Source organism: Psychromonas sp. SR45-3 (assembly GCF_014163575.1).
In the GTDB taxonomy this organism is placed as follows: domain Bacteria; phylum Pseudomonadota; class Gammaproteobacteria; order Enterobacterales; family Psychromonadaceae; genus Psychromonas; species Psychromonas arctica.
Map to the genome: position 1 here is coordinate 23969 of NZ_JACJDP010000009.1, position 12694 is coordinate 36662.

General features: G+C 39.4%; 10 protein-coding genes. All 10 read left to right on the forward strand.

Annotated elements, in window-relative coordinates:
- The first annotated feature begins 16 nt into the window (after positions 1–16).
- The 10 genes from rlmF to H5084_RS07175 all read left to right on the forward strand — a co-directional run bounded on the left by rlmF (position 17) and on the right by H5084_RS07175 (position 12621).
- Positions 17–979 (forward strand): 23S rRNA (adenine(1618)-N(6))-methyltransferase RlmF, encoded by a 963-nt coding sequence (gene rlmF / locus H5084_RS07135; RefSeq protein ID WP_182690040.1) that lies wholly within the window; start codon positions 17–19, stop codon positions 977–979.
- A gap of 481 nt (positions 980–1460) precedes the next feature.
- Complete coding sequence (locus H5084_RS07140) at positions 1461–1796, forward strand: antibiotic biosynthesis monooxygenase (RefSeq protein WP_182690041.1); 336 nt, start codon at positions 1461–1463, stop codon at positions 1794–1796.
- 492 nt (positions 1797–2288) lie between these two features.
- Positions 2289–3329: an HlyD family secretion protein gene (locus tag H5084_RS07145; RefSeq protein WP_182690042.1), complete on the forward strand. Its 1041-nt coding sequence runs from the start codon at positions 2289–2291 to the stop codon at positions 3327–3329.
- Positions 3330–3361: 32 nt separating this feature from the next.
- Positions 3362–6136 carry a ribosome-associated ATPase/putative transporter RbbA gene (rbbA, locus tag H5084_RS07150; RefSeq protein WP_182690043.1) on the forward strand — a complete coding sequence of 925 codons (2775 nt, stop codon included), beginning with the start codon at positions 3362–3364 and terminating at the stop codon, positions 6134–6136.
- Positions 6137–7264, forward strand: coding sequence for an ABC transporter permease (locus tag H5084_RS07155; protein ID WP_182690044.1), 1128 nt, complete (start codon positions 6137–6139; stop codon positions 7262–7264).
- A gap of 189 nt (positions 7265–7453) precedes the next feature.
- Complete coding sequence (locus tag H5084_RS19930; RefSeq protein ID WP_310735741.1) at positions 7454–7513, forward strand: hypothetical protein; 60 nt, start codon at positions 7454–7456, stop codon at positions 7511–7513.
- Entirely contained in the window at positions 7494–7643 is a 150-nt protein-coding gene (locus tag H5084_RS19705) for a hypothetical protein (RefSeq protein ID WP_259396697.1), read from the forward strand. Before H5084_RS19930 ends, H5084_RS19705 begins: the two co-directional genes overlap by 20 nt.
- A 105-nt stretch (positions 7644–7748) precedes the next feature.
- Entirely contained in the window at positions 7749–8066 is a 318-nt protein-coding gene (locus H5084_RS07165) for an antibiotic biosynthesis monooxygenase (RefSeq protein ID WP_182690045.1), read from the forward strand.
- Between the two features lie 421 nt (positions 8067–8487).
- The gene (locus H5084_RS19935; protein WP_182690046.1) at positions 8488–10473 is read left to right on the forward strand and encodes an efflux RND transporter periplasmic adaptor subunit; all 1986 of its coding nucleotides are present in this window, start codon (positions 8488–8490) and stop codon (positions 10471–10473) included.
- Between the two features lie 3 nt (positions 10474–10476).
- Positions 10477–12621 (forward strand): efflux RND transporter periplasmic adaptor subunit, encoded by a 2145-nt coding sequence (locus H5084_RS07175; RefSeq protein WP_182690047.1) that lies wholly within the window; start codon positions 10477–10479, stop codon positions 12619–12621.
- The last annotated feature ends 73 nt before the right edge of the window (positions 12622–12694 follow it).

Consider the following 12694-nt stretch of genomic DNA (forward strand, 5'->3'; position numbering starts at 1 on the left):
ATGAAATAGGATAAAAGTGAAAAAGAATAAAATCAGTAAAGGGGCGTTGCATCCTCGTAATAAGCATATAGGTCGATATGATTTTACGGCTTTGGTTAAGTCATGCCCTGAACTCGCAGCTTGTTTAATACAAAACCCTAAAGGCGACTTAAGTATCAACTTTAGTGATGCACAATCTGTCTTATTGTTGAATAAAGCATTATTAACGCATTTTTATCAAATTAATTTTTGGCAAATACCCCCAGGTTATTTATGTCCGCCTATTCCTGGGCGAGTTGATTATGTACATTACATTGCTGATTTATTAAGTGAAGACCTTGTAGGAGGCATTCCTACTGGTTCTCATATTAAAGGATTAGACATAGGCTGTGGTGCAAACTGTATTTATCCTATTCTAGGCAGTCGTAGTTACGATTGGTCTTTTGTCGGCGTTGATATTGATAAGTTGGCCGTGAAAACGGCGACCTTGTTAGTCAATGCAAACAAAAATATCAGTAAAAAAATCACCATTCGTGAACAAAAAAACGCACAACAGATTTTATTAGGTGTGGTGAAGAAGTCGGATAAATTTGCTTTTTCTATGTGTAACCCTCCTTTTCATGCCTCAATGCAGGCAGCAGCTGCAGGTAGCTTATTAAAACAAAAAAATCTTGGTAAGCATGCACTGTCTAACGCGAATAAAACAATTAACAGTGATGCTGACTTAAATTTTTCTGGGCAAGCGCATGAGTTAAGTTGTGCTGGTGGTGAAATTGCTTTTGTGAAACAGATGATCATTGAAAGTGCGCAGATCAAAGAGCAAGTTGGTTGGTTCACTTGTTTACTTTCTAAAAGTGAAAATGTGAACCCTTTGAAAAAAGCACTGGAAAAGCATAATCCTCAACAAGTGAAAGTGATTGAGATGTCTCAGGGGCATAAAATAAGCCGTTTTATTGCATGGACTTATTTAGACCTACAACAAAGGAATCACTTTTTCTAACTGATTTATTTAATTTTTTGAATAGTGCGTGGATAAACCCTCTTTTAACTAACCTCAATTCTGGTTAATGAAAGCAGAATTATATTTAAAATCATAAAATTATATTCTTTGACTATACAGCGCCGTTAGTTTTGCGTAGCTCAAAGCGAATTATTGAAGCGATAACTGGTTATTGAAAGATAATTTAACGAAAAAATCCGCGGAAATAGCGGTGTTGTATCGCTTTGCTTACCCATAACTGAGGTTAATTAAGTGTAACTACTCAGGCCGTCGCTATTTAAGCCTATTTCTTCGTTGAAAAATGCTCATTTAAACCACTAAACTGCGCTTTTTCGCCTTGAACTAAGCATAAATAGCTTAGCCCTGAGCATTTACGTTTTTATTTTGGTAAAAAGCACTCAGTTTTAATGAGTGCTGAGTAGTTACAATTAAGTTAAGTCTTTTAATGACTCCGAGATAGTAAGTATTAAAAGGAAGTTCGATGTTAGCAGTGATTCTAGAGTTTGATGTTATTGATGGTATGGAAGATCAATTTAAAGCGGCATGGACTGAAACAACGGAATTGATTTATCAGCACTTTGGTAGTCTTGGCTCAAGGTTACATCATTCAGAGAACGGAAAATTTATCGCCTATGCGCAATGGCCGAGCTTAGAGGTGTATGAAAATGATCATTATTGGCCTGTCGATACGAACCAAGCCAGAGATAGAATGAGATCCTCTCTGAAAACAGGAAAACCAACTGTACTTCATAAATTAATATTGGACACTGACTTATTAAAAGCGACAACTTATACTGCTGTTAATAGCAATTATTAGTTCAAATAAGTACAAGCTCGTTTAGACGAGATTGCCATAGTAAGTTTAACCGATAATATTTTTTGTTTATGGTTGATTTTTCGATAGACGCTGCGTTTTTATTACCTACCCATTCAGATAAACAATCTAGCAGTATCTGAATATTACTTCGCTATTATTTTGCTATTGCTCTGCACTTGAGGCCATGACTAATTATTCAAATTTTATCAATCATTTTGTTATGTCCGTTATCAATAAAAGCGTATTAATAGATCGAGATTTAAAATAGTCAATAAGTACTCGGTGCTCAATTTTTTGGCTCTTTTTTTCTTATTTTGTATATTTATTTAGGGCTGTTAATTTCCTATTATCCTCTTCAATTAATGCTTGTAAACACATAAAATTAAAATGAAATTTATATTTTTATTTGTGAGCGTATTGGTTTTTATTTAGCGATGAGAAGGCTACAATTCAGAGACAATGAAGAACAAAAACATAGCGGGGTTATAGCACATGAATAAAAGTGTGAAACAAGTAATAAGTGGCTCTGTATTAGTAGTGATCGTTATATCAGGCTGGTGGTTGTGGCAATCATTTCAAACGCCACAATTAGCCTCTGATTTTGCGGTGGGTAATGGACGAATTGAAGCCGTTCAGGTTGATATATCCACTAAAATTGCAGGGCGTGTTAAAACGGTGCTGGTCAAAGAAGGGGATCTTGTTCAAGCAGAACAAACGCTGGCTCAGATTGATACTGCTCAATTATATGCTCAGAAACTTCGTGCAGAAGCCGATGTTGCGAGTGCTAAAAGCCTTGTTGCTTCCGCGCAAGCATCGATCTCAATGAACAAAGCTCAACAGCTTCTTGCAAAACAAGAGCTTGCTCGTGTTAAAGCGTTGATTGATAAAGGTCATACCAGCAAAGAAAATTATGACCTTAGGGTCAGTAATGTGTCGGTGGCTAAAGCAAATCTAGATGCCGCTCAAGCGATGCTTATTTCACGACAACGTAATGTCGATGCTACCAATGCAAATGTCACTGAAATTCAAACCCAACTTGATGATGCAACACTGATTTCACCAACGATTGGTCGAGTGTTATATCGTCTTTCAGAACCCGGCGAAGTGTTAGGCAGTGGAGGCAAAGTGCTGACGCTGATCAATCTTGCTGATGTTTATATGGAGGTTTTTTTGCCCACCGCGCAAGCCCATCGTATTGCCATTGGTGCCGAAGCTAGAATTAAGTTAGATGTGCTTGATGTTGCTATTCCAGCAACTGTGAGTTTTGTTTCACCGGAGGCGCAATTTACCCCTAAACAGGTTGAAACACAAAGTGAACGAGAAAAGCTAATGTTTCGTGTCAAAGTACGGGTCCCTGAACAATTGGTCTTAAATTACATTGAACGGGTGAAAACGGGTATTCGTGGCGTTGCTTATATTCGATTGACTACATTACCCGGCGAAGTGCCATCAATATGGCCTGAGTTTCTTCAGAAATTACCCCCAAATGTTGATTTGACAACTACAGTAAATGTTGATTGGCCACAAAAATAAATGTCAATTAGTTATAAATTGGTGGAGTCATTATGGTTGCGCAAAATCATCCCGTTATTTGTCTTAAGGGGATAACACATTGCTATAAAAATAGATCTGCTGTTAATGATCTCACACTAGATGTACCTGCGGGCTTAATGGTTGGGTTACTTGGGCCCGATGGTGTAGGTAAGTCTACCTTGATGGGGTTGATTTCAGGCGCTCGTAAGTTGCAGTTAGGTCACCTCGAAGTACTTGGTGGCGATATGTCCTCTGTGCAACATCGAAACAATGTCGGCCCGCGCATTGCTTATATGCCACAGGGGCTTGGAAAAAATCTTTATGCTGAGCTGAGTGTTGAGGAGAATCTTGATTTTTTTGGTAAGCTTTTTGGGCAAGGCAGTATTGAACGCAAAACGCGTATCGACAGGCTCACTAAAGCAACGGGGCTTGGTGCTTTCCTATCTCGACCTGCGGGTAAACTCTCAGGCGGGATGAAACAAAAATTAGGGCTTTGTTGTGCACTTATCCACGATCCTGATTTATTGATATTAGACGAACCAACCACGGGGGTTGATCCACTTTCTCGACGCCAGTTTTGGCAGTTAATTACAGATATTCGTAGAGAACGTCCCACTATGAGTGTACTTGTTTCCACTGCCTATATGGATGAAGCGGAAGGTTTTGATTGGTTAGTCGCCATGGATGATGGAAAAATTCTTGATACGGGTACTCCACTGGCACTAAAAGCTAAAACAGGCACAAAAGATATCGAGGCTGCATTTGTTTGTTTGTTACCTAAAGAAAAACGTGGTAAAGCGAGCAAACTGGTGATCCCTCCTTTAGACAACGCACAAGGCGTTGCAGCCATTAAAGCGCAGGGATTAACACGACGTTTTGGTGATTTTGTTGCCGTTAATAATGTTAGTTTTGAAATTCAGGTTGGCGAGATTTTTGGTTTTCTTGGATCGAATGGGTGTGGAAAAACGACCACCATGAAAATGTTAACTGGCTTGTTGCCCGTTTCAGAGGGAGAAGCTTTCTTGTTTGGTAAACGAGTCGATGCGAATGACTTAGCGATCAGGCATCGTGTAGGTTTTATGTCACAAGCCTTTTCACTTTACGGCGAGTTAACCGTTGAGCAAAATTTAACATTACATGCTCGCCTATTTCATCTCAGTCCTGAAAAAACTATTGAGCGTATTACTACCTTGGTGGATCGTTTTGATTTACGTAAGCAAATGAACTCCCTTGCTTCATCGCTCCCACTTGGTATGCGTCAACGTCTTTCCCTTGCGGTCGCGGTTATTCATGAGCCTGAAATGCTGATCCTCGATGAACCAACCTCGGGTGTGGATCCCGTTGCAAGGGATAGTTTTTGGCAACTATTAGTTGAATTATCCCGCCACGATAAAGTTACTATTTTTATTTCAACACATTTTATGAATGAAGCATTACGTTGTGATCGAATTTCATTAATGAATGCAGGCCAAGTGCTTGTTTGTGACACTCCACAACATTTAATTGAAGCGAAGGGGGTGGCTTCTCTAGAAGCTGCTTTTATTAGTTATATTGAGGAAGGTATTGCTGAAACAGCCGATAAAAATTCTAACACAACGAAAGTGCCTTCTCACTTAGTCAGTATTGCATCAAATACAACATCTAATACAAAATCAAAAAAGGGCTTGTCTGCTACTCCTCAGTTTAGCCTTAAACGCCTTTTGGCTTACAGTTATCTTGAAACAATGGAAGTGATGCGAGACTCAGTGCGTTTAGCCTTTGCCTTTTTTGGGAGTGCGATTTTACTGGTCGTTATTGCTTATGGTGTTTCTCTCGATGTTGAAGATTTACGTTATGCGGCATTAGACTTGGATCATTCACCTGAAAGTCGACAATATTTAAGTAATTTTGAAGGCTCACGATATTTTCTCGAGCAACCAGTCTTATACAGCAAAGACCAACTTGAACAGCGCTTAAAGTCTAATGATATTACTCTTGCTATTGAAATACCTCCGAACTTTGGACGTAGTCTTAAAAAGGGTGAAAACACAACCATATCCACATGGATAGACGGTGCGAATACCACCCGTGCAAGTACTATCGCCGGTTATGTGGCTGGCAGCCATCTTCATTATCTTACAACACTGGCAACCAACGCAGGTATTGACGCGAGTGCTGCTTCACATGTTTTAATCGAATCTCGTTATCGTTATAACCCGTCCTTTGAAACTATCTATTCAATTGGCCCTAAAACACCTGCTCTGTTATTACTTTTATTCCCGGCGATCTTGATGGCCGTTAGCATTTCGCGAGAAAAAGAGATTGGAACAATTACCAACTTTTATGTTACTCCAACCAATCGGTTTGAATATTTGATTGGTAAGCAACTTCCTTATATTGCGATAGGAATGGTTAATTTTGTGGTTTTGACGCTGCTAGTTGTCTTTCTGTTACAGGTCCCTTTAAAAGGAAGTTTATTGGGATTAACGTTAGGTGCTTTTTTGTATGTTTGCGCTTCGACCAGTTTTGGGTTGCTCATTTCTTCTTTGACTAAATCTCAAGTTGCCGCCATATTTGCGACCTCTATTTTGTCATTGATGCCGACGATTCAGTTTTCGGGAATGATTCAACCGACCTCCACCTTAGAAGGGGCTGGTAATTTCATTGGCTCTATTTGGCCTGCAACCTATTATATGCATTTGAGCGTCGCTGCCTTCACCAAAGGGTTAGGCTTCTCTGACCTAATAAGCGACTTGCTTATATTGACCCTTTTCGGACCGATATTTTTACTAATTGCAGCTGCTATTTTGAAAAAACAGGAGACCTAAATGTTCAAAGTTTGGATTAATATCTTCTGGCTTGGAGTTAAAGAGCTGCGTAGTGTTTTTGCTGATGTTTTTGTGGTTGGATTTATCGTATTTGCATTTACGTTAGACATCTATTCGCAGGCTACTGCAATGAGTGAGTCGGTAAATAATGCATCGGTTGCGATTGTTGATGAAGATCACTCTGAACTCTCTCGCAGTATTGCCAGTGCACTTTATCCTCCTTATTTTAAAGTACCCGTGTTAATTAGCCCAGATCAAGTTGATCAATCCATGGATCACGACCGCTTTATGTTTGTGGTGAGTATCCCACCTAATTTTGAAAAACAGGTGCGAGAAGGCAATCAACCCAGTGTGCAAATAGATATTGATGCCACTGCTGTTTCGCAGGCAAGTCTTGGTAATAGCTATATTCAGAGTATCGTGACTAGCGAGGTAAATACTTTTATAAATCGTTCCGATAAGGTCACTACTTACCCTGTGACACTGGTTCAGCGACGTGCTTTTAATCCAAATGGTACGGGGATGTGGTTTGGTGCGATTAATGCGTTACTTAATCAGATAACCTTGCTGACCATTATATTGACTGGGGCGGCTTTATTGCGTGAACGTGAACATGGGACTATCGAACATCTCTTGGTTATGCCGTTAACTTCATTTCAAATTGCGATTGCCAAAGTCTGGGCCAATGGGTTAATTATACTTGTCGCGTTCATGTTATCGATGTTGTTTGTTGTCGAAGGTCTACTCGATGTACCGGTTGCAGGCTCACGATGGTTATTGCTTGGCGGAACGGGGATCTACCTATTTGCTTCCGCTGCTATTGGCATTTTTTTGGGGACGATTGCACGAACAATGGCGCAGTTTGCATTATTACTGATGATGGTGATCATGCCTATTATGATGCTTTCGGGGGGATTGACTCCGATTGAAAGCCAACCGATGATCATACAACCTTTAACTTGGTTTTTTCCTTCTCGTCATTATATGGCTTTCTTTCAAGCGGTCGCTTTTCGAGGAGCAGGGTTGAATATTATTTGGTCTGAGCTACTGATTATTATTGGCCTTGGGGCGATTTTCTTATCTGCTAGTTTGGCATTATTCCGACGCTCTATTTCAGTGAGTAAATGAGACAAAGAAAGTAGGTATTTCAAGGTTTAATCCGCTGACTGAACGATAATATTGGTGACTTATTCCTTAAATTCAAGCAATAAACTTGATGTTGAAGTATTATTTATTTTCAATGATTGAATCTTTCTTTGGAGCGTTACACCCATGCACAAAATAGAAGTTAAATACTGTAAAAAATGTCGCTGGTTAATGCGAGCCATCGTGGATGACCCAAGGTTACTAAGCACTTTTGACAAACGAGTTAGATGAGGTGTCATTATTATCCGGAGAAGGTGGCTTCCCCGAAATAACCGAATTAAAGCAGTTGGTCAGAGATGTTATCCCCCCAGATAAAGACTTAGGCAGTATTGATCGTAAAACGAATAAAAGCGTGTCTTGATTAGTCATTATGTCACTACCCAAGGAGATATAAGATAACAAAATATTTATTTTTCCACTCTTATTGTATGTTTTTAATGCGTACATTTAATTCTCTGGAGCCATTATGTCAGCAATCGCGAATACACCTACCCCGCCTTATTACGCAGTAATTTTTACTTCTATTCGGACTGAAAAAGAGGACGGTTATGTAGAGATGGCTGATAGGATGGTTGAACTTGCTCAGCAGCAACCTGGCTTTTTAGGAATTGAATCAGCAAGAGAAGAGGTAGGAATTACCGTCTCTTACTGGAGGGATTTAGAGGCAATTAAAAAATGGAAAGTTAACAGCGAGCATCTACAAGCCCAAAAATCAGGGCGTAAATCTTGGTACGATAGTTTTAAAGTACGTATTTCAAAAGTAGAGCGTGATTATGGCCTTTAATCACAATACATTTTTATTGATGTTACTGTAAAAGTGATATTAGACATTTATTAATACTACTTTCGAATTGTTAACTATTTGAAAGTAGATACTATCTAGCACTATATTTTCTTCACCCATGATGCAATCGCTTTTCAATGGTCTATGCTGATATCGCTTATTGTATAAATGCTTAGATTTTTACACCTTGAATGATAACGGGTATATACTCTCTTTTATTAACCCTATTTGAGTATTAAATGCGGTGTTTCGGTATAGACATTTACCTATTTTCTAAATATTAAACCTTTTATTTAACGATTGTTCTGTATTGATATTTTATTCTGAATATTTTTTGCTCACTCTTTCGAGGCCAGTCAAATGGCTATGCACTTTAGTTCGTCACTGCGAACATAAATTTATCTACAGGAAGTTGATATAAGTGATAGTTCAAAATTGGCTTGAACAACTGTGTTTGATGATTCCAAATGTTCAGGCATCGATAGTTGTTAAGCATTTGCATGAAGGTAGTGATGCTAAACCGATAGCGTACTGGCCGAACTCATCGATTGATTGCGATAGGTTATTGCAGAGTTTACCTTTATTGAAAGTACAATTATCGCCAGTGGTGACCATGGGTAAACAGTTGCCTGCTGATAACAACACTTCTAAAAAATCTAATGACACACTGATCATCGCTTATCCGCTGTCCTTTTGTGCTGATTCATCTGGTGCAGTGATCCTTGAGGTCGAAGCTAAAATCACTCAACAAGCGGTGTTGTTACAGATGCTGAAATGGGGGCAAAGTTGGTTACAATTATTATTAAACAATATTAAAAAAACAGGCGATACAGTCAGACCATCACAGGATGCATTAAAAGAAAAGCCAGAGAAAAGTAATCAAGACCAGACTAAGCAAACCCCTTTAAATTATTTAGCGATTATTCAGGCTATTTTGTCTTGCTCTGAAACGCAACAAGCTAACATGACATTAGTCAATGAAGTTTCACGTTGTTGGCTATTTGATCGAGTTTCATTGGGTATTGTTAATGGCAATGAAGTTGAAGTAAAAGCGTTATCGCACAGTGCTCATTTTGATCAGCGTAGTAACCTAGTTGTTGGTTTACAACAGGCGATGATGGAAATGAAAGATAGCGCTGAAGGGCGATATTTTCTAAGTGCTGAGGTTGAAGATCTTATTGATTATCCAGAACATCAGCGATTACTCTTACAGCATGAGAATAACGCCTTAATATCTATACCGCTTAAAAATAATGAACAAACGATTGCGATATTATTATGTGAATTTCAATCACAAGCTCAAGAAGACCCAACGTTATCGGTTTCTACTAACGAACTAACTGCCAAAGCCGTTTCTACCAAAAAACTGCCTACCCAAAAGCTATCCAACATAGAACCGCTTGATCAACATGCAATAGATGATAATACTAATACCGAGCTTATGGCTTCTAAATATTTAACTGAGCTTACTCTGTTAACTCGCTTGTTAGGGCCCTTAGTAGGGTTACATCAGCGCGGTAGTCAAAGTATTCCTGAGCACATAATGGGGCGCTCCCGTGCTTACTTAACGCGAATGAATCAAGGTAGGTTTGGTAAATTACCCTTATCGGTTGGTGTGATTTTGTTATTGTTGATGACCTTTGTTGTTGATAAGGATTTCAGAGTTAGTTCCGAGGCAACGCTTGAGGGGCGTATACAGCGAGCGGTGGTTGCCCCATTTGACGGGTATATCGACAGCGCTTTTTCGCGTGCAGGAGAACAAGTACAAAAGGGGACGCTATTGGCTCAACTGGACGATCGTCCTTTACAGTTAGAAAAGCGCGGTTGGTTGAGTAAAAAAGAAGAATATAAAAAGCAATATCGACAGGAACTTGCGACATTAAGCCATGCTAAATCACGCATCATTAAAGCCCAAATCGCCCAAGCAGACATTCATATTGCTCAGGCTGATAGTCGTCTACAGCGCGCCAAGTTACTTTCTCCATTATCTGGCATTATTATTGAGGGGGATTTATCTCGTTCATTAGGTGCGCCCGTTGAACAAGGGCAGGTACTTTTTGAGGTCGCCCCACTAGATGATTACCGTGTAGTATTAAAAATTCATGAACGTGATATCGCATACTTGCAAACAGGGCAAAAAGGTTCATTGATGTTAACTGCTTACCCTAATCATTCGATACCGTTAACTATCGAGCAAGTGGCTATCGTCTACGAGCAAGAAGGGGATTACACTTGGTATCGAACCGAAGCCAGCCTTTCCTCTTTGCATTTACCTAACGGCATATTATTACGTCCTGGCATGGCTGGGTTAGGAAAAATAGAAGTGGGTCAAAAAAGTCTAGCTTGGATAGGACTGCACCGTTTAACTGACTGGTTACGTTTGTGGTTTTGGTCATGGACGCCTTAAACCATGATAGTTGACCAACAGACATGGGATTCAATTGCCCAGCTTAAACCTAAACTTCGGTCGCATGTGACTTTTTACCAACATGTGTATCGTCAACGAATATGGCATATTGTTGCAGATACGCTGTCGAGTTCGCATTTTCGTTGTACTGAATTGGTGTTTCAGTTTATTCAATGCCTTGACGGCTCACATAGTATTGAACAAGCCTATCAACATTGTCTTGACCTCGAGGGGGAGCAGGCGCTTGAACACATCGATATTATTAACGTCATTGCTACGCTTCAGCTAAAAGGTTTACTGCAAGGTGACATTCCTGTTTCTGTAGAGGATCTTTATCAACGTTATAGTCAACATCAACGGCAACAAAAAATGCGTATTTGGTCGCGCCCTTTATCATTTAAGTTATCGTTGTGGGATCCTGACCTTTGGCTTGAGAAGATAACGCCTTTATTTGCAGGTGTATTTAATCGCTGGGTATTGATATTAAGCGCATGCTTAATTATGTTGGGTAGCAGTGTTGCTGTAGGTCATTGGCAAGCATTGGCTGAGCATTTTTCGGTACGCTTTATGGGGCCTCAAAATCTAGTTCTCATCTGGCTGTTATACCCATTGGTTAAATTTTTTCATGAGCTAGGGCACGCAATTTCAACTAAATATTGGGGGGGCGAAGTCCATGATATGGGGGTATTGTTTATTGTATTTATGCCCGTTCCCTATGTCGATGCATCAACCAGCCATCAATTCAGCGATAAAAATCAACGTATGATGGTCGCTGCGGCGGGTATTTTTATTGAGTTATTACTGGCCGCTTTGAGTATTCTTTGCTGGTCTGTGATGGATGATGGTATTGCGCGTGATATTGCCTTTAATATTGCCGTTGTTGCCGGGCTTTCTACACTGTTTGTTAACGGTAATCCTTTACTGCGTTTTGATGGTTATTATGTGTTTTCTGATGCTATTGAGATTCCCAATCTTGCTAGTCGCTCAAGTAAATATCTTGCTTATCTGTGTCAGCGGTTTCTATTAGGATTGGATCGTCATACTTTACCCAACTCTTCCCCAATAACTGCTGATGGAGAACGCTCATGGTTTCTTTTTTATGGGATTGCTGCTGGTATTTATAAACTGATCATAAGCTTTAGTATCGCTTTTTTTGTGGCCAGTCATTATTTTATTATTGGTGTTATATTAGCTTTATGGTACTTGTTGCAGCAACTTTTATTACCCACTTTTTCCGCGCTTAAAACCTTATTTATGTTAGCCAAAGAGCACGGTCGATTTAAGCGATTAACCTTAACGACTTTACCGATCATTTTATTGTTTTCGTTGTTGTTTTTTTATCCTTTACATTGGAGCTCACATATTGAAGGGATTGCAACCTTACCAGAAGCCGCTTCAATACGAGTGAAAAGTGACGGTTTTATGAAAGCAGTATTGAAAAATAATAATGAGCAAGTGAAGGTCGGAGATATTTTATTTGAGCTTGAAAACCCAGAATTAGTAACTAAAAAACAATTAATTAAAGCACAAATAGCGGAACTTGAAATTCGAGAAAATCAAGCATTTATGGAAGGGCCTTCGGCAACTCAGGTTCTCAAATTAGAAATTCAACATGCACAAGCAACTTTATCGGATATACAAGTTGGAATTGATAGCTTAGCTGTAAAGAGTAAATTAGCCGGAGTGATATCTATCCCCAAAGCTCTGGATATGCCAGGTCGTTTTTATCGTAAAGGAGATATTTTAGGTTATGTTATTGACCTGAATAAAGTGTCCATCAAAGCCATTATCCCTCAGAATAAGTTTGAGCAGCTTAAAATGAAGCAGATCAATTGGCTGGTTAAATTAAATAGCCAGCCTATGTCTACCTTCAATGCCACAACCGGACAAGAAATTCCGCAGGCATCATTCCAATTACCGAGTGCTAAATTAGGGACTGCTGGTGGCGGTGCAATAATCGTTGATGCCCGAGATAAAGAGGGGCGCACTGTACTTGAGGCCGTGTATCAAGTTGAATTGATATTTGTAAATTATACTGAGCATTATTTAGCCGCTAAAGTTATTGTAAAAGTTAATCATCAACCAGAAAGCTTCGCTGCTTATCTATCTCGAATACTTACACTCTTCTTCTCCGCTCATTTTCAATAGAATAAAGACTAAGTACTTCGTTAAGAAGTCAACACTATGGATTTGCTCTCCATCATATTTGTAATTCCCATCT

Coding starts and splice junctions, on each gene's coding strand:
- H5084_RS07155 (WP_182690044.1), top strand. CDS start 6,137: ATGTTCAAAGTTTGGATTAATATCTTCTGGCTTGGAGTTAAAGAGCTG.
- H5084_RS07175 (WP_182690047.1), top strand. CDS start 10,477: ATGATAGTTGACCAACAGACATGGGATTCAATTGCCCAGCTTAAACCT.
- H5084_RS07140 (WP_182690041.1), top strand. CDS start 1,461: ATGTTAGCAGTGATTCTAGAGTTTGATGTTATTGATGGTATGGAAGAT.
- H5084_RS07145 (WP_182690042.1), top strand. CDS start 2,289: ATGAATAAAAGTGTGAAACAAGTAATAAGTGGCTCTGTATTAGTAGTG.
- rbbA (WP_182690043.1), top strand. CDS start 3,362: ATGGTTGCGCAAAATCATCCCGTTATTTGTCTTAAGGGGATAACACAT.
- H5084_RS07165 (WP_182690045.1), top strand. CDS start 7,749: ATGTCAGCAATCGCGAATACACCTACCCCGCCTTATTACGCAGTAATT.